Source organism: Pseudomonas sp. 1L-C-7-B-C1 (genome assembly GCF_057291635.1).
This window is the reverse complement of sequence record NZ_JBXAWH010000014.1, coordinates 43,290-62,739: the sequence shown is the minus strand read 5'-3', so window position 1 is coordinate 62,739 and position 19,450 is coordinate 43,290. Positions and strand designations below refer to the sequence as shown.

At 60.5% G+C, this 19,450-nt stretch carries 16 protein-coding genes, 1 pseudogene and 1 riboswitch; of the genes and pseudogenes, 13 read left to right on the top strand and 4 right to left on the bottom strand.

Features of this window, described 5'->3' with window-relative positions:
• Positions 1-33 precede the first annotated feature (33 nt).
• Positions 34-2,031, bottom strand: a complete 1,998-nt coding sequence (gene tkt / locus AC0Z8Z_RS20845; RefSeq protein ID WP_122536452.1) for a transketolase — start codon at positions 2,029-2,031, stop codon at positions 34-36.
• 258 nt (positions 2,032-2,289) lie between these two features.
• On the opposite strand from tkt, the gene AC0Z8Z_RS20840 reads away from it, so the two are divergent.
• Together AC0Z8Z_RS20840 and metK are read left to right on the top strand one after the other, a co-directional pair.
• A complete protein-coding gene (locus tag AC0Z8Z_RS20840; RefSeq protein WP_485620362.1) occupies positions 2,290-3,285 on the top strand; it encodes an ArsR/SmtB family transcription factor in 996 nt (331 codons plus the stop codon).
• 20 nt (positions 3,286-3,305) lie between these two features.
• Positions 3,306-4,496 (top strand): methionine adenosyltransferase, encoded by a 1,191-nt coding sequence (gene metK / locus AC0Z8Z_RS20835; RefSeq protein ID WP_172609984.1) that lies wholly within the window; start codon positions 3,306-3,308, stop codon positions 4,494-4,496.
• A 98-nt stretch (positions 4,497-4,594) separates the two neighbouring features.
• On the opposite strand, the pseudogene AC0Z8Z_RS20830 reads toward metK, so the two are convergent.
• Positions 4,595-5,214: pseudogene (locus AC0Z8Z_RS20830) on the bottom strand (LysE family translocator).
• A gap of 189 nt (positions 5,215-5,403) precedes the next feature.
• Here AC0Z8Z_RS20830 and ligB point away from each other — a divergent pair.
• Both ligB and AC0Z8Z_RS20820 read left to right on the top strand, forming a co-directional pair.
• A complete protein-coding gene (ligB, locus tag AC0Z8Z_RS20825; protein ID WP_485620361.1) occupies positions 5,404-7,089 on the top strand; it encodes an NAD-dependent DNA ligase LigB in 1,686 nt (561 codons plus the stop codon).
• Positions 7,090-7,148: 59 nt separating this feature from the next.
• Positions 7,149-7,568 carry a DUF1090 domain-containing protein gene (locus tag AC0Z8Z_RS20820; RefSeq protein WP_485620360.1) on the top strand — a complete coding sequence of 140 codons (420 nt, stop codon included), beginning with the start codon at positions 7,149-7,151 and terminating at the stop codon, positions 7,566-7,568.
• Between the two features lie 153 nt (positions 7,569-7,721).
• On the opposite strand, the gene AC0Z8Z_RS20815 is transcribed toward AC0Z8Z_RS20820, so the two are convergent.
• On the bottom strand, positions 7,722-8,108 hold the full coding sequence (locus AC0Z8Z_RS20815) for an MAPEG family protein (protein WP_074886691.1): 387 nt from the start codon (positions 8,106-8,108) through the stop codon (positions 7,722-7,724).
• A gap of 458 nt (positions 8,109-8,566) precedes the next feature.
• On the opposite strand from AC0Z8Z_RS20815, the gene AC0Z8Z_RS20810 reads away from it, so the two are divergent.
• The 6 genes from AC0Z8Z_RS20810 (at position 8,567) to otnI (ending at position 14,940) form a co-directional block, all read left to right on the top strand.
• The gene (locus AC0Z8Z_RS20810) at positions 8,567-9,394 is read left to right on the top strand and encodes a DeoR/GlpR family DNA-binding transcription regulator (protein ID WP_485620359.1); all 828 of its coding nucleotides are present in this window, start codon (positions 8,567-8,569) and stop codon (positions 9,392-9,394) included.
• Between the two features lie 70 nt (positions 9,395-9,464).
• Positions 9,465-10,622 carry an L-threonate dehydrogenase gene (ltnD, locus tag AC0Z8Z_RS20805; RefSeq protein WP_485620358.1) on the top strand — a complete coding sequence of 386 codons (1,158 nt, stop codon included), beginning with the start codon at positions 9,465-9,467 and terminating at the stop codon, positions 10,620-10,622.
• A 10-nt stretch (positions 10,623-10,632) separates the two neighbouring features.
• Positions 10,633-11,925 carry a 3-oxo-tetronate kinase gene (gene otnK, locus AC0Z8Z_RS20800; protein ID WP_485620357.1) on the top strand — a complete coding sequence of 431 codons (1,293 nt, stop codon included), beginning with the start codon at positions 10,633-10,635 and terminating at the stop codon, positions 11,923-11,925.
• Entirely contained in the window at positions 11,922-12,584 is a 663-nt protein-coding gene (gene otnC / locus AC0Z8Z_RS20795) for a 3-oxo-tetronate 4-phosphate decarboxylase (protein ID WP_485620356.1), read from the top strand. The genes otnK and otnC overlap by 4 nt, the downstream gene beginning before the upstream one ends.
• Positions 12,585-12,668: 84 nt before the next feature.
• Positions 12,669-14,126 carry a GntT/GntP/DsdX family permease gene (locus AC0Z8Z_RS20790; RefSeq protein ID WP_485620355.1) on the top strand — a complete coding sequence of 486 codons (1,458 nt, stop codon included), beginning with the start codon at positions 12,669-12,671 and terminating at the stop codon, positions 14,124-14,126.
• 22 nt (positions 14,127-14,148) lie between these two features.
• Complete coding sequence (gene otnI, locus AC0Z8Z_RS20785; protein WP_485620354.1) at positions 14,149-14,940, top strand: 2-oxo-tetronate isomerase; 792 nt, start codon at positions 14,149-14,151, stop codon at positions 14,938-14,940.
• A gap of 144 nt (positions 14,941-15,084) precedes the next feature.
• Here otnI and AC0Z8Z_RS20780 read toward each other — a convergent pair whose 3' ends face one another.
• Positions 15,085-15,489 (bottom strand): acyl-CoA thioesterase, encoded by a 405-nt coding sequence (locus AC0Z8Z_RS20780; RefSeq protein ID WP_133775566.1) that lies wholly within the window; start codon positions 15,487-15,489, stop codon positions 15,085-15,087.
• A 196-nt stretch (positions 15,490-15,685) separates the two neighbouring features.
• Positions 15,686-15,794: riboswitch (S-adenosyl-L-homocysteine riboswitch) on the top strand.
• Between the two features lie 21 nt (positions 15,795-15,815).
• Here AC0Z8Z_RS20780 and ahcY point away from each other — a divergent pair.
• The 3 genes from ahcY (at position 15,816) to AC0Z8Z_RS20765 (ending at position 19,224) form a co-directional block, all read left to right on the top strand.
• Positions 15,816-17,225 (top strand): adenosylhomocysteinase, encoded by a 1,410-nt coding sequence (gene ahcY, locus AC0Z8Z_RS20775; protein WP_172609995.1) that lies wholly within the window; start codon positions 15,816-15,818, stop codon positions 17,223-17,225.
• 188 nt (positions 17,226-17,413) lie between these two features.
• Entirely contained in the window at positions 17,414-18,262 is an 849-nt protein-coding gene (metF, locus tag AC0Z8Z_RS20770) for a methylenetetrahydrofolate reductase [NAD(P)H] (RefSeq protein ID WP_205486156.1), read from the top strand.
• Positions 18,263-18,414: 152 nt separating this feature from the next.
• A complete protein-coding gene (locus tag AC0Z8Z_RS20765; protein ID WP_485620353.1) occupies positions 18,415-19,224 on the top strand; it encodes a substrate-binding periplasmic protein in 810 nt (269 codons plus the stop codon).
• The last annotated feature ends 226 nt before the right edge of the window (positions 19,225-19,450 follow it).

Here is a 19,450-nt window from a genome sequence, read left to right as displayed (position 1 = left end):
AGGCACGCGCCTACAAGGGCAACGCGGTGGTGCTTAGTCTTCCAGCAGCTCTTCAGCCGTGGAGAGAACGTTCTCCAGCGTGAAGCCGAACTCTTCGAACAGCAGGTTGGCAGGGGCCGACTCGCCGAAGGTGGTCATACCGATCACGCGACCTTCCAGGCCCACGTATTTGTACCAATAGTCGGCGTGAGCCGCTTCGATGGCGATGCGCGCGCTGACTTCCAGCGGCAGAACCGACTGCTTGTACTCGGCGCTCTGAGTTTCGAAAACGCTGGTGCACGGCATGGAAACCACACGCACGTTTTTGCCGTCCGCGCTCAGCTTGTCGTAAGCCTGAACAGCAAGGCCGACTTCGGAACCGGTGGCGATCAGGATCAGATCCGGCTCGCCGTTGCAGTCGCGCAGCACGTAGCCACCGCGGTTGATGTTTTCCAGCTGCTCGGCATCACGCGCCTGATGCTGCAGGTTTTGACGAGAGAAGATCAGCGCCGATGGGCCGTCATCACGTTCGATGGCGTGTTTCCAGGCGATGGCGGACTCAACGGCATCAGCCGGGCGCCAGCAGTCCAGGTTCGGCGTGGTGCGCAGGCTGGTCAGCTGCTCGATCGGCTGGTGGGTCGGGCCATCTTCGCCCAGACCGATGGAGTCGTGGGTGAATACGTAGATGATGCGTTTCTTCATCAACGAGGACATGCGCACGGCATTGCGGGCGTATTCCATGAAGATCAGGAACGTCGCGCCGTATGGCACGAAACCGCCGTGCAGGGCGATACCGTTCATGATTGCGCCCATGCCGAACTCACGCACGCCGTAGTGCAGGTAGTTGCCGGTGGCGTCTTCGCCGGTGATGCTGCGGCAGCCTTTCCAGATGGTCAGGTTGGAACCTGCCAGGTCAGCGGAGCCGCCGAGGAATTCAGGCAGCAGCGGACCGAAGGCGCTCAAGGCGTTCTGGCTGGCCTTGCGGCTGGCGATGGTTTCGCCCTTCGCGTTGACTTCTGCCACGTACGCGGCGGATTTCTCGGCGAAGTCAGCAGGCAATTCACCGCTCATGCGGCGGATCAGCTCGTTGGCTTCGGTCGGGAAGGCAGCGGAATAGGCAGCGAAACGCTGGTCCCACTCGGCTTCAACGGCCAGGCCTTTTTCCTTGCCATTCCACTCGCTGTAAATGTCGGCCGGGATCTCGAACGGACCGTGAGTCCACTTCAGCGCAGCGCGGGTGAGGGCGATTTCTTCAGTGCCCAGCGGAGCGCCGTGGCAGTCTTCCTTGCCCTGCTTGTTCGGCGAACCGAAACCGATGGTGGTCTTGCAGCAGATCAGCGTCGGCTTGTTGCTCTTGTGAGCGGTATCGATGGCGGTTTTGATCTCGTCGGCGTCATGGCCGTCGACGTTGCGGATGACCAGCCAGCCGTAAGATTCAAAGCGCTTCGGGGTGTCGTCGGTGAACCAGCCCTCGACTTCGCCGTCGATGGAAATTCCGTTGTCGTCGTAAAACGCGACCAGCTTGTTCAGGCGCAGCGTGCCAGCCAGCGAAGCGACTTCGTGGGAGATGCCTTCCATCATGCAGCCATCACCCATGAACACGTAGGTGTGGTGGTCAACGATGTTGTGGCCTGGACGGTTGAACTGGGCAGCGAGCGTCTTCTCCGCGACCGCGAAACCGACGGCGTTGGCGAAACCCTGACCCAGTGGGCCGGTGGTCGTTTCAACGCCCGGGGTGTAGCCATATTCCGGGTGACCCGGGGTGCGGCTGTGCAGCTGGCGGAAGTTTTTCAGGTCTTCGATGGACAGGTCGTAACCGGTCAGGTGCAGCAGCGAGTAGATCAGCATCGAGCCGTGACCGTTGGACAGGATGAACCGGTCGCGGTCAGCAAACATCGGATTGGCTGGGTTGTGCTTCAAATAGTCGCGCCAAAGAACTTCAGCGATATCCGCCATGCCCATCGGGGCACCCGGGTGGCCGCTATTGGCCTTTTGCACGGCATCCATGCTGAGGGCACGAATGGCATTGGCTCGCTCACGACGGCTTGGCATCGCTGATCTCCTGGGGCAGATAAAAGTGGGACCGGAAAAAGGCGGCCATTTTCCCTCAGGCACCCTCCGGGGGCAATGACAGATCACACGCCATCGGTGTTTTCCTCTGCCGCTGACGTGTTTTCGTACGCCACACCCAACGCCTGACGGCAAACGGCAGAATCACGGCGCCGGGAGGTCGCCACTGATCGACCAATATCAAAACTTTTTGATATTGGCCTTGCGACCGGCTTGGTCGATAACTAGACTGCCTGCCTTATGAATCTTCGCGTGCCTGCCATTAGCCATGATGAATGCGACGAGCTGGCTGCCCTGTGCAAAGCCGGCGGCGATCCGCTGCGGCTGAATGTCCTGCGCGCGCTGTCGAATGATTCCTTTGGCGTGCTGGAGCTGGCGCAGATCTTCGCCATCGGTCAGTCCGGCATGAGCCATCACCTCAAGGTCCTGGCCCAGGCCGATCTGGTGGCGACGCGGCGTGAAGGCAACGCGATTTTCTATCGACGCGCCCTGCCCAACACCGAACACACCGGCGGCAAGCTGCACGCGGCGATGCTTGAAGAAGCCGACAATCTGCGCCTGCCCGACGATGTACAGACCCGGATCGGGCTGGTGCATCGCCAGCGGGCGAATGCCAGTCAGGACTTCTTCGCACGCACTGCGGAGAAATTTCGGGCTCAGCAGGACCTGATCGCAGGACTGCCGCAATACCGCGACAGCCTGCTGTCGTTGCTGGACAAGCTGAGCTTTCCCGCCGATGCCACGGCGATAGAAGTCGGGCCCGGGGATGGCGGTTTTCTGCCGGATCTGGCGCGGCGTTTTCGGCACGTTACGGGGCTGGACAACAGCCCGGAAATGCTCGATCTGGCGCGCAAGATCTGCACGCAAAGGGCGTTGGGTAACGTTGAGCTGAAACTGGCCGATGCACTGACCAACGCTAATATCTCCGGCAACTGCGTGGTGTTGAATATGGTGTTGCACCATTTCGCCGCGCCCGCCGAAGCGCTCAAACAATTGGCCAACCTGTTGCAACCGGGCGGTAGCATGCTGGTGACAGAGTTGTGCAGCCATGACCAGAGCTGGGCCAAGGAGGCCTGTGGCGATCTCTGGTTAGGCTTCGAACAGGAAGATCTGGCCCGTTGGGCCATCGCTGCGGGGCTGGTCCCCGGGGAAAGCCTGTACATAGGCTTACGTAATGGTTTCCAGATCCAGGTCCGCCATTTTCAGCGACCGGCTGGCGACACTCACCATCGGTAATAATCAGGAAAACCGTCGAGATGAGCGAATACTCCCTTTTCACCTCCGAGTCCGTGTCTGAAGGACATCCGGATAAAATCGCCGACCAGATCTCCGATGCGGTGCTGGACGCCATCATTGCCCAGGACAAGCAGGCGCGCGTCGCCGTGGAAACCCTGGTCAAGACCGGTGTGGCCATTGTTGCCGGCGAAGTCACCACCAGCGCGTGGGTTGACCTGGAGCAGATCGTTCGTGATGTGATCTGCGAGATCGGCTACACCAGTTCCGACGTCGGTTTCGACGGTGCCACCTGCAGCGTGATGAACATCATCGGCAAGCAGTCCCCTGACATCAACCAGGGTGTCGACCGGGCAAAACCTGAAGATCAGGGCGCTGGCGACCAGGGCCTGATGTTCGGCTACGCCAGCAACGAAACCGCCGAGCTGATGCCTGCGCCGATCGCGTTCTCGCACCAGCTGGTACACCGCCAGGCAGAAGCCCGTAAATCCGGCCTGTTGCCATGGTTGCGCCCGGACGCGAAATCCCAAGTCACGTGCCGCTATGAAAACGGCATCGTGGTGGGCATCGACGCCGTTGTTCTGTCGACCCAGCACAACCCGGAAGTGTCGTACAAAGACCTGCGCGAAGGCGTGATGGAGCTGATCGTCAAGCACGTGCTGCCGGCCGAATTGCTGCACAAAGACACCCAGTTCCACATCAACCCGACTGGCCAGTTCATCATCGGCGGCCCCGTGGGCGACTGCGGTCTGACCGGTCGCAAGATCATCGTCGACAGCTACGGCGGCATGGCCCGTCACGGCGGCGGCGCGTTCTCCGGTAAAGATCCATCCAAGGTCGACCGCTCGGCAGCCTACGCTGGCCGTTATGTTGCCAAGAACATCGTCGCTGCCGGCCTGGCCGAGCGCTGCGAGATTCAGGTTTCCTACGCGATTGGCGTTGCACAGCCTACGTCGATCTCGCTGAACACCTTCGGCACCGGCAAGATCAGCGACGACAAGATCGTCCAACTGGTCCGCGAGCACTTCGACCTGCGTCCGTACGCGATCACCACCATGCTCGACCTGCTGCACCCGATGTACCAGGAAACCGCAGCCTACGGCCACTTCGGCCGCACGCCGCAAACCAAGACCGTGGGCGACGACACGTTCACCACGTTCACCTGGGAAAAAACTGACCGCGCCGACGCCTTGCGCGCTGCGGCTGGTTTGTAATACCCGCAGGGTGCATAGCGCTTAGCGGCACCCGCAAGAGAAAAGCCCCTAGCGATGTGAGTCGTCAGGGGCTTTTTGCATTCGGGCTGAAGGAGCAATCACACCCGCCGCGCCACCAGCAAAAACGACGCCGCACTCGCCAACAACCCCGCACACGCCCGGTTGAACCACCGCTTGCCACTAGACTTGGCAAACAGCCGACGCGCATGCACCCCCATCCAGCAATAAAGCGCGATGGCGATACATTCCAGTATCAGAAACATCGCCCCCAATTGTGCGAACTGAGTAGTGACTACGCCGGAGCGGTCGACGAATTGCGGCAGAAACGCCGTAAACAACAGAATGGCTTTGGGGTTGCAATGGCGACCAGAAATTCCTGGCGTGCCAGCCTCGTTACGCCGGCCTGCGCGCCGGCTTCGACATCGTGCGCCTCGCATGGCGCTCGCCACAGTTGTAACGCCAGATAGAACAGATACACCGCCCCCACAATCTTGATCGTATGAAACAGCCACTCGGACGTATGCAGCACCGCTGTAAGCCCGACTGCGGCCAGCGAAATCATGATCGCGAATGCCAGCAACCGACCAAGCCCACCGGTGCAGGCGCGGCCAAATCCATAACGCGACGCGTTGCTGATGGAGAGCAGATTATTCGGGCCCGGCGCCATGTTCAGGGCGAAACAGGCGGGGATGAATAGAGCAAGGGTCGACAGGTCCATGGCGGCGTCTCTTCCAGTAGCCGGGTGAAACATCATTTTGCACTCGTCACCAGCCGGCTCAAGACACAGCTAGGCCGGGAAACAGCGCCTGGCTGTACCGGTGCGAGACAAACGCGGTAACCAAGGCGCAATGAAACGCTCATCGAGAAAACCTAGCCTTGCAGTCCCTCCCCCGGCAAGGACGCTCCGATGTTGCCCCTCCTCCGCGCGATGACCTGCGCTTTGATCGCCCTCGTTTCAACTGCTGCCAATGCCGCCTCATGCCCCGACTGGCCACCGGCAAAAGCCCGAAGCGAAATCCTCGCGCTGCAAAGCCAGATCACCCAATGGGACGACAGTTATCACCGCCAGGGCGTCTCGCTGGTGGCCGATGAGCTGTACGACCAATCCGTGCAGCGGCTCGCCGATCTGCGCGGTTGTTTCGCCGCGACGCCAGCCTCGCCCTTGAACCCGCTGAAAACCGCGCGCGGTCACGTTGCCCATCCCATCCCTCACACCGGCCTGACCAAATTACCGGGTGAGGCCGCCGTTCAGGCGTGGCTTGAAGGCCGAAGCGATCTATGGATTCAGCCGAAGGTAGACGGCGTGGCGGTCACGCTGGTGTATGTCGACGGCAAACTGGTGAGCGCCATCAGCCGGGGCGACGGGGTTTTCGGCCAGGATTGGACGGGGCATGCCCACCAGATCGAAGCGATCCCTCGCCATCTCGCGTGGGAAAAGACGGTGATCCTCCAGGGTGAGCTGTATTGGAAACTGACAGATCACGTTCAGGCGGCCGCCGGCAGTCTGAACGCTCGAAGCAAAGTGGCCGGGTTGCTGGCGCGTCACGCGATCAGTGAGGAGGAAGGTGCGCAGATTGGCTTGTTCGTCTGGGACTGGCCGGAAGGTCCGGCGGCCATGACCGAGCGACTGGCAGGGCTGAGAGCCATGGGTTTCGAGGACAGCGCGCGCTTCAGTGAGCCGTTGGAGGGCTTCACTCAGGCAAAGAACTGGCGCGAGCACTGGTACCGTTCGCCTCTCCCGTTTGCCACCGATGGCGTAGTCATTCGCCAGGGCGAGCGTCCATCAGCTGAGCGCTGGCAGGCGAAAGCGCCTTACTGGATCGCGGCCTGGAAGTACCCGTTTGCGCAGGCGCTGGCCGAGGTGCGCAAGGTTCATTTCAACGTCGGGCGCAGTGGCAAGATCACGCCCGTGCTGGACATCGAACCGGTGCGCCTGGATGACCGGATGATCGCCCGCATCAGCGTGGGCTCGCTTAAGCGCTGGCAGGAAATGGACATTCGGCCTGGCGATCAGGTCGCGATCAGCCTCGCCGGCCTGACGATTCCGCGTCTGGATGAGGTGATATCGCGCAGCGTTGATCGTGCGCCGCTGGATGTGCCGCGAGCGGAGGATTTTCATTCGCTGAGTTGCTGGCAGCCCTTTGAGGGCTGCGAAAGTCAGTTCCGTGAACGGTTGAAATGGTTGAGTGGGAAGAAGGGGTTGGCGCTCAACGGCGTAGGACCGGGCACGTGGGATAAGTTGATTCAGGCAGGACAATTAAACGGTTTGCTGGACTGGATGACCCTCGACAGTGTGCAGCTTGCTAACATTCCCGGTCTGGGCGAACGCAGCAGCGCTAAACTGCTGACAAGTTTCCAGGGCGCACGAGAAGAGCCGTTTGTCGTCTGGCTCAAGGCCATCGGGTTGCCACCGGCTACAGGCGTTGATCTGGGTGAGTCCTGGGCGGCCCTGGCCTCACGAAGTGTGGAGGAATGGCAAATCGAACCTGGTATTGGCTCGGGACGTGCGCAGCAACTGCATGCATTTTTCCGAGACCCGCAGGTGCAGGCTTTGAGCAAGCAATTGCGGGACGAAGGCATCAAAGGTTTTTAGTCTTTTTAGGGCCACATGATTGTGTCGAGCGTATGGCTATTTGTATTCAAGGAGTATTCATGAAATTCCTGTTATCCCTTTTTGCATTCACTGCGTGCGGATTTCTGGCCGCGCCGGTGTTTGCAGCCGAGCAGGCGCCGGAGCCGTCCGGATGCGCCGCCAAGCGCCAGGACATCACCACTCAGCTCGAAAACGCCAAGGCTGCTGGCAATACCAATCGGCAGGCAGGGCTGGAAAAAGCGTTTAGTGAAGTGAACGCGAACTGCACCGACGCCGACTTGCTCAAGCAGCAGGAGCAGAAGGTGCTGGATGCCAAGCGCGAAGTCAGCCGTCGTCAGGCGGATTTGAACAAGGCGATGAGCAAGGGCGATCCCGAGAAAATCGACAAGCGTAAAGACAAGCTGGCCGAGTCCCGCAAGGAGTTGCAGGAAGAGCAGGAGAAGCTGGAAAACGTCAAGCCGGACGAGGATGACGATTAAGCGCAATTACTGCTTTCTGGAGGAGCGAGCTGCCCGGGAAGTGGCGTTCAGTCCCAAATATTCAGCGACTGTACTGGCCTCTTCGTGAGCAAGCTCACTCCCACAGGTCGCGTGTTTGCTGCCACATCGCGTCAACTTAGAAATAGTGAGCGGTCAGACAGAGACGCCAAACAGCGCAATCACCAGCCCCATACCGACGATCCAGGCCAGCGAACGCAACGCCGCGAGATCCGCCAGATAAAAGATGATGTAGAGCAGGCGACTGGTCACGAACAGCACGGCCAGTACGTCGATCGTCACCAACTGCGCCACGCCGGCGACGTGGGCAATGATTACGCCAGCGGCAAACCCGGGAATCGCTTCAAAACTATTGAGCTGCGCGTTGTGGGCGCGGCGCGGGAGACCTTCGAGGCGGTCGAGAAAGTCGCGGGGATCATGATTGTGCCGTGCACTGAATTTGCCGCTGCTGAACTTGGCAATGCCAGCGCACCCTATCGGCAACAGAATCACGATCAACACGCACCAAAAAGCAACGGTCATAACCACATCCTTTTTTTAGAATTTGAGCTTCATCAGAAACATCCCGGCCAACACCTATCTACAGGCTAAGAGCCACGGCCCGCCGAAAGGTTCTTACAGGTAACGCATGCCATCGTAGGACCGGCTTCAGCCGGGAAGGCAACATCCATCACACCGCGAAATTGATGGCGCACACAACGACCCCTTCCCGGCTGAAGCCGGTCCTACAAAAAACATAGCATTCAGTCAGTTGAATTTGGCGTAACTCCGCACCGTAGGACCGGCTTCAGCCGGGAAGGCGTCGCCCGCCACACCACAAATTTGATAGCGCACACACCGGCCCCTTCCCGGCTGAAGCCGGTCCTACAGAGAACAACCTGCGCGCAGTTTGTTCGCCGTTACTGCCACCGCCATCCCGATTGGCTAAGATGCCAGCCACGCGGCCGACCTCGGCTGTATTTCGTTGCCCAGGAGCCTGCATGTCCAGCGAAGAAGACGCCACCCTCAGTGGCGCAGCGCCGATGATTCCCGATCAGCGCCGGGAGTTGATGCTGCGCCAGTTGCGCAAGCATCAGGTGCTGAGCGTGCATCAGCTCATGGAAATGTTCGACTGCTCGCACATGACTGTTCGCCGCGACATCGCGCTGCTTGAGCAAAGCGGCCGTGCCTATTCGGTGACCGGTGGCGTGCGCATCGCCAGCCAGGTTCACAGCGAGCCCAGTCACCAGTCCAAGGCCGTGGTCGAGCTGCCCCACAAGCAGGCGATGGCGAAACTGGCCGCCAGCCTGCTGCACCCTGAGATGACCGTGTACCTCGACGCCGGCACCAGCACGCTGGAAATCGTCCCGTACATCGTCGCACTGGCGGGCATGACCGTGGTCACCAACGATTTTGGCGTGGTCAACGCCCTCGCCGATGCGACCCATGTGGATGTGATTCACACCGGCGGGCTGCTGGATCACCCGAACCGATCCTGTGTCGGCGGGCTGGCCGCCTCGACGTTGCGGCAATTGGCAACCGATGTGGCATTCATGTCCACCAGCTCGTGGGACCTGCAGCGAGGCACAACCACACCTTCTGCGCTGAAGGTTGAGGTCAAGCAAGCCGCCATGCAGTCGGCATCGCGCACAGTGTTGCTGACCACCAGCACGAAATACGGGACGTTCGGCATGTACAAGGTCGCCGGCCTGGAGCAGTTCGACACGATCATCAGCGACGACCGCCTCGCCCACGGCGCTGCGGACAGCATTCGCGGGCTGGGGGTTGAGTTGATGTTGGCATCCGTGGGTAAAGTCGAGCGTTCCTGAGGCGGATATCCCTGTTGTGGGAGTGAGCTTGCTCGAGAAAGCGGTATTTCAGCCCCTGAAGATGCAGTGAATGCTCCTGCTGATTCGCGAGCAAACTCGCTCCCACAGTTCCTGTGTCGACAGATACACACCAGCCCTAAGTCGCGTCCCCAAGCCCTGGCAACCCGCTAGGGCTTTTTTACGCCCGATCACATCGATGTTAATTTTTGTTAATTCAAAAAAGCACTTCACATTATCCGATCACAGGTTCACTATCTTTAACAGATCAGAACAAACACGTTCGAGTGCTGATGAACTTCGGCGCTCACCCGAGGAGAGATTCATGGATAACAAGAATGTCGGCGTCATTGGTCTGGGTGCGATGGGCCTGGGCATTGCGCGCTCCCTGCTGCGCAGCGGCTTCAACGTTCATGCCTGTGACGTGCGCGCGGCCGTCACCGAGCAATTCGCCAGCGAAGGCGGCGTTGCCTGTGAATCTCCTGCGAGCATGGCGGCCGCCTGCGACGTGATCATCACCGTCGTGGTCAACGCCGAGCAGACCGAAACCGTATTGTTCGGTGACAACGGCGCAGTCGCCGCCCTGCGCCCGGGCAGCCTGATCATCGGTTGCGCCACCGTTGCACCGACCTTCGCCATCGCACTGGGTCAGCGCCTCACCGAAAAAGGCCTGCTCTACCTCGACGCGCCGATCTCCGGCGGCGCGGCCAAGGCAGCTGCTGGCGAGATGACCATGATGACCTCCGGCCCGGCTGATTCATACGCCAAGGCCGACGCGATCCTCGACGGCATGGCGGGCAAAGTCTATCGCCTGGGCGACGTTCATGGCCTGGGTTCGAAAGTCAAAATCATCAATCAGCTGCTGGCGGGCGTACATATCGCCGCCAGCGCCGAAGCCATGGCACTGGGCCTGCGCGAAGGCGTCGATGCCGATGCGCTGTACGAAGTGATCACCAACAGCGCTGGCAACTCGTGGATGTTCGAGAACCGCGTGCCACACATCCTCAAAGCGGACTACACGCCGCTTTCGGCTGTGGACATCTTCGTCAAAGACCTGGGCCTGGTACTCGATACCGCCCGCGCCAGCAAATTCCCGCTGCCGCTGTCGTCCACCGCCCACCAGATGTTCATGCAAGCCTCCACCGCAGGCTTCGGGCGCGAGGATGATTCTGCCGTGATCAAGATTTTCCCAGGCATCGAACTGCCGACCGCCAAGCCTGAAAACAACTGAGATGACGCTGATGAGCACCACGACTCCGCGCCCTCTGTTGGGCTGCATCGCCGATGACTTCACCGGCGCCACCGACCTGGCCAACATGCTTGTGCGGGGCGGCATGCGCACTGTGCAGAGCATTGGCATCCCGAGCGCCGAAAGCTTGGCCGAACTGGACGCCGACGCCATCGTCATCGCGCTGAAATCCCGCACCACACCTGCCACTGAAGCCGTCGAGGAATCCCTCGCCGCGTTGCAGTGGCTGCGAGACAGGGGCTGTGAACAGATCTTCTTCAAGTACTGCTCGACGTTTGATTCCACCGCCAAAGGCAACATCGGTCAGGTCAGCGAAGCGCTGCTCAAGGCGCTAAACAGCGACTTCACCCTTGCCTGCCCCGCGTTCCCGGAGAACGGGCGCACGATTTTCCGCGGCCATCTGTTCGTGCAGGACCAACTGCTCAGCGAATGCGGCATGCAAAACCACCCGTTGACGCCGATGACCGACGCCAATCTGGTCCGCGTGCTGCAATCGCAGACCGCTCAGAAAGTCGGCCTGCTGCGATACGACAGCATCGCCAAAGGCGTCGATGGCGTGCGTGCGCGTATCAAAGAGCTACGTGCAGACGGCGTGGTCATGGCGATTGCCGACGCGCTGTCGGACGCTGATTTGTACACCCTGGGCGAGGCCTGCACCGATCTGCCGCTGCTCACCGGTGGCTCGGGTCTTGCGCTGGGTCTGCCGGGCAATTTCCGTAAAGCGGGCAAGCTGCGTGACATTGATGCCGCGAAGCTTGAGCACGTCGACGGCGGCGAAGTCGTATTGGCGGGCAGCGCGTCGGTGGCTACCAACGGCCAGGTTGCCGCCTGGCTTGAGGCTAACCGGCCGGCTCTGCGCATCGATCCATTGGCACTCGCTGAAGGCAAACCGGTGGTGGCAGACGCTTTGGCCTTCGCCCGCGACGCTGGGCAAACCGTATTGATCTACGCCACCAGCAGCCCGGAGGACGTCAAAGCTGTGCAGCAAAAGCTCGGCGTCGAACGTGCTGGCGCGTTGGTCGAAGACGCCCTCGGGCAGATCGCTCGCGGCCTGCTGGACGCTGGCGTGAAACGCTTTGTGGTCGCCGGCGGCGAAACCTCCGGAGCTGTGGTTCAGGCCTTGGGTGTGAGCCTGCTGAAGATCGGCGCGCAGATCGACCCGGGTGTTCCAGCGACCATCAGCAGCGGCGCGAAGCCTCTGGCCCTGGCGCTGAAGTCAGGGAATTTCGGCGGTCGTGACTTTTTCGACAAGGCCCTCAAGCAGCTGGCAGGAGGTGCCCAATGAGCAACGTAACCAGCCCTTCAGTGAGCGCCGAAAACAAGCAGCGTGAAGAAATCTGCACCATCGGCCGTCTGCTGTTCGGACGCGGCTACACCGTCGGCACCGCAGGCAACATCAGCGCGCGCCTTGACGACGGCTGGCTGATCACGCCAACGGACGCGTGCCTGGGGCGCCTCGATCCCGAGGCCATCGCCAAGGTCAATCTGGCCGGCGAATGGGTGTCCGGCGATAAGCCGTCGAAGACATTGGCCCTGCATCGTCAGGTCTACGACCGCAATTCCGGTGTTGGCGGCGTGGTGCACACCCACTCGACGCACCTGGTCGCGCTGACACTGGCCGGCGTCTGGAAACCCGACGACATCCTCCCGCCGATCACCCCGTATCAGGTGATGAAGGTCGGGCACATTCCCTTGATTGCCTACGAGCGCCCCGGCTCGCCGAACGTCGCTGAACAAGTGGCGAAACTGGCGAACAGCGTGCGCGGCGTGATGCTCGAACGACTCGGCCCGGTGATCTGGGAAAGCTCGGTCGCCAAGGCTTCTTATGCGCTGGAAGAGCTGGAGGAGACCGCACGCCTCTGGCTGATGAGCAACCCCAAACCTGAACCGCTGGACGCAGCGGCCCTGGAAGAACTGCGCCAGACGTTCGGCGTGAACTGGTAACCCCAACGGCGTTTTGATCGAAAACCGGCCTGCCGGTTTTCGGCGGACCGGCTTGGCCGGAAAACAATAACAACGGGACACAACATGACTCCTCTATTGCTCATGATCATCGCCGGAGCCGGCATTGCGCTGTTGCTGCTTCTGGTCCTGAAATACAAGTTTCAACCGTTCGTGGCGCTGATGCTGGTCAGCATTATCGTGGCGCTGGTGGCCGGGGTTAAACCGGGCGATCTGGTAGCGACCATCGAAGGCGGCATGGGCAAAACCCTCGGCCACATCGCGATCATCATCGCCCTTGGCGCCATGATCGGCCGCATCATCGAACTGTCCGGCGGCGCCGAGGCGCTGGCCAAGACCCTGATCAACCGCTTCGGCAACCGGCGCACGCCGCTGGCCCTGACCGTGGCGGGTTTCATGGTCGGTATTCCAGTGTTCTTCGAAGTCGGCGTGATCATCCTCATGCCACTGGCCTACGGCGTCGCCCGGGCGGCTCGCAAACCGCTGCTGGTTTATGCGCTGCCAATGTGCGCAGCGTTGCTGTCGGTACACGCCTTTCTGCCGCCGCATCCGGGCGCCGTTGCAGCCGCCGGCCAGCTGGGTGCGGACCTGGGTCGCGTATTGATGTTCGGACTGCCGATGGTGGGCATTCTGTGCCTGATCGGTTACCTGATTGCCGGGCGCATGACCCGCAGGGTCTACCCGATGACCGACGATATCCGCAGCGAAGTGTATGGCTCCCACGTTACCAATGAAGACCTGGTGGCTTGGGCCAATAACGATTACTCAACGACCTCCGAAGCGGCACACGCCAAGGTACTGGGTCTTGAAGAAAACGCCAGCAGCCTGGCGGCACGCCTGCCAAAAGCGCCGGCGCCGGGGGCAGGCATCATCATCGCGCTGATTTTGCTGCCGATCATTTTGATTCTGCTGGGCACGCTGGCGACCACGATGTTGCCGGCCGACTCAATGCTGCGCAACGTGCTGACCGTTCTCGGCGCGCCGCTGGTGGCACTGCTGATCGACACGCTGCTGTGCGCCTGGTTGCTGGGCTCGCGCCGTGGCTGGAGTCGCAATCAGGTGTCCGACGTCGTGGGTTCGGCATTGCCCGGCGTGGCGATGGTGATCCTGATTGCGGGTGCTGGCGGCGTGTTCGGCAAGGTGCTGGTGGATACCGGTATTGGCGCGGTCGTGTCCGAAGCGCTGCGCAACACCGGCCTGCCGGTTCTCGCACTGGGCTTTCTGCTGACGCTGCTGTTGCGTGCCGTGCAGGGCTCGACCACAGTGGCGCTGGTGACCACGGCCGGCATTCTCAGCCCGCTGATCGCCACGCTGAACCTGAGCGCCAACCACATGGCCCTGCTCTGTCTGGCCATGGGCGGTGGCGGTCTGGCGATGTCGCACATCAACGACGCCGGTTACTGGATGTTCACCAAACTGGCGGGCCTGAACGTTGCCGATGGCCTGCGCACCTGGACCTTTCTGGTGACCATTCTGGGCACCCTCGGTTTCTTGATGACGCTACTGCTCTGGCCTTTCGTCTAACGGCTTCAATTAGGAGATAACCATGCCTCGCTTCGCTGCCAACCTCAGCATGATGTATCCGCAACACGACTTTCTGGCGCGTTTCTCGGCTGCGGCGAGTGACGGTTTCAAGGGCGTGGAGTACCTGTTTCCGTATGACTTCAAGGCCGAGGAAATCAAGCTGCGTCTGGACGACTTCGACCTGACCCAGGCGCTGTTCAACGCCCCGCCCGGCGACTTCACTAAGGGCGAGCGCGGCATTGCTTCGTTGCCGGGCCGGGAGAGTGAATTCCGCGACGGTTTCCAGAAAGCGCTGGACTACGCAGCGGTGCTGGGCAATGACCGGATTCACGTCATGGCCGGCCTGCTGCCCAGTGAAGACCTGCGCCAGAAGCATCACGCGGTGTACCTGGAAAACCTGAGCTTCGCCGCACAACAGGCGGCAAAGGTCGGGCTGACGGTGTTGATCGAGCCGATCAACACCCGGGACATTCCGGGCTTCTTCCTCAATCGTCAGGATCAGGGTCAGGCCGTGCTTAAAGAAGTCGGCGCCGACAATCTTCTGGTGCAATTCGACTGCTATCACTGCCAGATCGTCGAGGGCGACGTCACCAGCAAACTGCGCCGCGACTTCGCCGGCATCGGCCACATCCAGATCGCGGGTGTGCCGGACCGCCATGAGCCGAGCGTGGGGGAAGTGAATTACCCGTGGCTGTTCGAGGAAATTGATCGCCTGGGCTACACCGGCTGGGTCGGCTGCGAGTACCGTCCGAAAGGCGATACCAGCGAAGGCCTGCAGTGGCTGCGGGACTGGCAGGCGCGTGATCCGGCATAACCGGCACCCTCTTTTTACTGTAGGAGTGAGCTTGCTCGCGATGCATCAGACCAGACGAAGATTCTTCGCCTGACACACTGCAATCGCGAGCAAGCTCACTCCTACGGGTTATGCCTTGATCAAGAATCCTCTTCCGTTGCGCGATCACTCGTTGATGACATCTTCCTTGAACTGATCTTTCACGTAAGTGATTTCGGTCTTGCCGTGGGGTGCCGGCAGGCCGTCTTCGCCCAGGTTCACGAAGACCATTTTCTCGACCGTGAGAATGCTCTTGCGGGTGATCTTGTTGCGCACCTGGCAGGTCAGGGTGATGGAGGTGCGGCCAAATTCGGTGGCGGTAATCCCCAGTTCGATGATGTCCCCCTGACGCGAGGCGCTGACAAAGTTGATCTCGGAAATGTACTTGGTCACGACGCGCTGATTGCCCAACTGAACAATGGCGTAGATGGCCGCTTCTTCGTCGATCCAGCGCAACAGGCTGCCGCCGAACAACGTGCCGTTGGGGTTGAGGTCTTCGGGTTTTACCCATTTGCGGGTGTGAAAGTTCATGGGGGCTCCGGGGTGTTTGGGAGACGGTGGTGGATGTGCCCCAGCTTCAAGCTTCAAGCCTGAAGCTGCAAGTTAAAAGCAGGTCCGCTGTTGTTTACCGCTTGCCGCTTGCAGCTTGCCACTTGCAGCTCAAAGAAAGATAATCGCCACCGCTTCAAAAAACGGTCATCACACCTTGTGACCGTTTTCCCGCCACCTGTCCGAGGGGCGCTGCAGCAGGTCAGACCTGTCAGGCTCGGAGAGGGCGTTGTTTGATCAGGCTTCCCGCCGATCAAGCTTTAAACGCACAACGGCGCCCATTCGCACCCTACGAATGGAGACTCTTTATGAGTGCTGTACTGACGCCCAACGATTTCAACGACTACAAAGTCGCCGACATGTCCCTGGCTGCCTGGGGCCGTCGCGAAACCATCATCGCCGAATCCGAAATGCCAGCCCTGATGGGCCTGCGTCGCAAGTACGCTGGCGAACAACCGCTCAAGGGCGCGAAGATTCTCGGCTGCATCCACATGACCATTCAGACTGCCGTGCTGATCGAAACCCTGGTTGCCCTGGGTGCCGAAGTACGCTGGTCGTCCTGCAACATCTTCTCGACTCAGGATCAGGCCGCTGCCGCCATCGCTGCTGCCGGCATTCCGGTTTTCGCCTGGAAAGGCGAGACCGAAGCCGAGTACGAGTGGTGCCTGGAGCAGACCATCCTCAAGGACGGTCAGCCATGGGACGCCAACATGATCCTCGACGACGGCGGCGACCTGACCGAGCTGCTGCACAAGAAATACCCGGCCATCCTGGACCGCGTCCACGGCGTGACCGAAGAGACCACCACGGGCGTTCACCGCCTGCTGGACATGTTGGCCAAGGGCGAACTGAAGATCCCTGCGATCAACGTCAACGACTCGGTCACCAAGAGCAAGAACGACAACAAGTACGGCTGCCGTCACAGCCTGAACGACGCCATCAAGCGCGGCACCGACCACCTGTTGTCCGGCAAGCAAGCGCTGGTCATCGGCTACGGTGACGTGGGCAAGGGTTCGGCTCAGTCGCTGCGTCAGGAAGGCATGATCGTCAAGGTCACCGAAGTCGACCCGATCTGCGCCATGCAAGCCTGCATGGACGGTTTCGAACTGGTTTCGCCCTTCATCAACGGCGAGAACGACGGCACCGAAGCGAGCATCGACAAAGCACTGCTGGGCAAGATCGACCTGATCGTTACCACCACCGGCAACGTCAACGTCTGCGACGCCAACATGCTCAAGGCGCTGAAAAAACGCGCAGTGGTCTGCAACATCGGTCACTTCGACAACGAAATCGACACGGCTTTCATGCGCAAGAACTGGGCATGGGAAGAAGTGAAGCCGCAAGTGCACAAGATCCACCGCACCGGCGCTGGCCAGTTTGACCCGCAGAACGACGACTACCTGATCCTGCTGGCCGAAGGCCGTCTGGTGAACCTGGGCAACGCAACCGGTCACCCGAGCCGCATCATGGACGGCTCGTTCGCCAACCAGGTGCTGGCGCAGATCTTCCTGTTCAACCAGAAGTACGCTGACCTGAGCCCTGCTCAGAAAGCCGAGCGTCTGACCGTTGAAGTGTTGCCGAAGAAGCTGGACGAAGAAGTGGCCCTGGAAATGGTACGCGGCTTCGGCGGCGTCGTGACCAAGCTGACCAAGACCCAGGCCGACTATATCGGCGTGACCGTCGAAGGTCCGTTCAAGCCGCACGCTTATCGCTACTAAGCAGTAAGCGGCAAGCTTCAAGCTTCAAGCGGCAAGTGAAGGCATCACCATTGTGAGCACTTGCCGCGTCAGGCTTTAAATCGTCCAAGCATTTAGCAGCACCAGGTGGCAAGCCTTGAGCTGCAGGATACGGCGCACCGCCACTCTTGCAGCTTATGGCTTGTAGCTTGCCGCTGGAGACTCGCTCCATGAGCCAAGACCGTAGCTACAGTTTCGAGTTCTTCCCGACGAAGACCGACGCTGGCCATGAAAAACTGCTTGCCACGGCGCGTACGCTGGCCAGCTACAACCCCGAATTTTTCTCCTGCACTTACGGTGCCGGGGGTTCCACGCGTGATCGCACGATCAACACCGTGCTGCAGCTGGAAAAAGAAGTGCACGTCCCGGCCGCTCCGCACTTGTCGTGTGTCGGTGACAGCAAGGCTGACCTGCGCAGCTTGCTGACGCAGTACCAGCAAGCCGGCATCAAACGTATCGTTGCCCTGCGCGGTGACCTGCCCTCAGGCATGGGCATGGCCAGCGGTGAGTTGCGTTATGCCAATGACCTGGTGAGCTTCATCCGAGAAGAAACCGGCGATCACTTTCACATCGAAGTCGCGGCTTACCCCGAGATGCACCCACAGGCGCGCAACTTCGAAGACGATCTGAAAAACTTTGTGCGCAAGGCCAACGCCGGCGCCAACAGTGCGATCACCCAGTACTTCTTCAACGCTGACAGCTACTTCCACTTCGTCGAGCGCGTACGGAAGATGGGCGTGGATATTCCGATCGTGCCAGGCATCATGCCGATCACCAACTACAGCAAACTGGCGCGCTTTTCGGACGCATGCGGTGCGGAGATCCCGCGCTGGGTTCGCAAGCAGCTGGAAGCGTACGGCGACGACACGGCGAGCATTCAGGCGTTTGGCGAGCAGGTCATCACCGAGATGTGCGAACGACTGCTGCACGGTGGTGCGCCCGGCTTGCATTTCTACACGCTGAATCAGGCCGAACCGAGTTTGGCGGTCTGGAACAACCTCAAGCTCTCTGCACGATAACGGTTTCAATCCAGACGGATTGAAACCGCGCTGGCTTCACCGGCAGGCCGCGTCACCCCGAGGCCTGCCAGCCCCGTCATTGAGCCGAGCCTTCTGTTTTTGTTGAGAATCATTGCTTTTATTTAGTTAGCTCGCGTCGTAATCTCGCGCGCATGCCGCCCATCCTCCCACTATTCATTGCCGCTCTTCTCGCCTGCCTGAGCTTCAGCGCGCTGGGCGAAAAACTGCGGATCGTCACCGAACCCTGGTCCCCGTACGTCATCGTGGACGACAACCATGCCTCCGGGCTGGATTACGACACGACGGCGGTTGTCTTCGAGCGTCTGGGCATCGACGTCGAGTGGCAGTTTCTCCCGTGGAAACGCTGCCTGATGATGCTCCGTGACGGCGAGGCCGACGGGGTTCTCGACATCTTCAAGGACGAAGCACGCCCTGATCTTTTGTATCCAAACGAACCGTTATCGAGCATCGACTGGGTGCTGTTTCAAGCCAATGCCCGGCCGCATGCCTTCAATGGCGTAGAAGACCTGCACGGGCTGACCGTCGGCGTTTCTCCGGGTTATCGATACAGCCCGGCGTTTGACAGCTCGACGGCGTTCATCCGCGAGCCTGCGCCAAGCCATGAAGCGAACTTCGGCAAACTGATTCGCGGCCGCATCGATTTGATGGTGACCGATCGCCTGCTGGGCCGACAGATGATCGAGCGACTCAAGCTGGAAGGCCAGGTCAGTCAGTTGCCGACCGTGCTCAACCACCGGGGGCAGTACCTGGCGCTGCGCCCCAATGCCGGCATGGACTTGCTGGCCCAGCGCTTCAGCGCAGAACTCAAGCGTTTCAAGCGCGAACCCGCGTACGCAAAACTGGTGGAGCGGTACACCGGCGAAACACTGACGACATTGCCTGCAGAACCGGGGGAAAGTGTCGATAAAACCGTTGAGCAGCAGGAAAGCAGCGCGTTGTGATTGCTCTGTTATACTCCGGCGTCCCCGCCAGGCTTGCGCCCGGGTGCACGGTCTCACAGAAGACTTCTCGAACACGTCAGCAGCGCACTTTTTGCGCCCCTGCCCGAGTTGAACTTACAGACCTCCACAGGACCGGACGCCATTGCACCTTCCAAGGAGTGTGCGATGACCGCAGCAGGGTCGAGCGCATTCACGTTACGTGCAGAACCTTTAGTCTGCGCCTGGA

Coding starts and splice junctions, on each gene's coding strand:
- ligB (WP_485620361.1), top strand. CDS start 5,404: ATGTTGCCCCTCCTCCGCGCGATGACCTGCGCTTTGATCGCCCTCGTT.
- AC0Z8Z_RS20840 (WP_485620362.1), top strand. CDS start 2,290: ATGAATCTTCGCGTGCCTGCCATTAGCCATGATGAATGCGACGAGCTG.
- ahcY (WP_172609995.1), top strand. CDS start 15,816: ATGAGTGCTGTACTGACGCCCAACGATTTCAACGACTACAAAGTCGCC.
- ltnD (WP_485620358.1), top strand. CDS start 9,465: ATGCTCCTGCTGATTCGCGAGCAAACTCGCTCCCACAGTTCCTGTGTC.
- AC0Z8Z_RS20765 (WP_485620353.1), top strand. CDS start 18,415: ATGCCGCCCATCCTCCCACTATTCATTGCCGCTCTTCTCGCCTGCCTG.
- AC0Z8Z_RS20790 (WP_485620355.1), top strand. CDS start 12,669: ATGACTCCTCTATTGCTCATGATCATCGCCGGAGCCGGCATTGCGCTG.
- metK (WP_172609984.1), top strand. CDS start 3,306: ATGAGCGAATACTCCCTTTTCACCTCCGAGTCCGTGTCTGAAGGACAT.
- AC0Z8Z_RS20820 (WP_485620360.1), top strand. CDS start 7,149: ATGAAATTCCTGTTATCCCTTTTTGCATTCACTGCGTGCGGATTTCTG.
- otnI (WP_485620354.1), top strand. CDS start 14,149: ATGCCTCGCTTCGCTGCCAACCTCAGCATGATGTATCCGCAACACGAC.
- AC0Z8Z_RS20810 (WP_485620359.1), top strand. CDS start 8,567: ATGTCCAGCGAAGAAGACGCCACCCTCAGTGGCGCAGCGCCGATGATT.
- otnK (WP_485620357.1), top strand. CDS start 10,633: ATGAGCACCACGACTCCGCGCCCTCTGTTGGGCTGCATCGCCGATGAC.
- tkt (WP_122536452.1), bottom strand. CDS start 2,031: ATGCCAAGCCGTCGTGAGCGAGCCAATGCCATTCGTGCCCTCAGCATG.
- metF (WP_205486156.1), top strand. CDS start 17,414: ATGAGCCAAGACCGTAGCTACAGTTTCGAGTTCTTCCCGACGAAGACC.
- AC0Z8Z_RS20780 (WP_133775566.1), bottom strand. CDS start 15,489: ATGAACTTTCACACCCGCAAATGGGTAAAACCCGAAGACCTCAACCCC.
- AC0Z8Z_RS20815 (WP_074886691.1), bottom strand. CDS start 8,108: ATGACCGTTGCTTTTTGGTGCGTGTTGATCGTGATTCTGTTGCCGATA.
- otnC (WP_485620356.1), top strand. CDS start 11,922: ATGAGCAACGTAACCAGCCCTTCAGTGAGCGCCGAAAACAAGCAGCGT.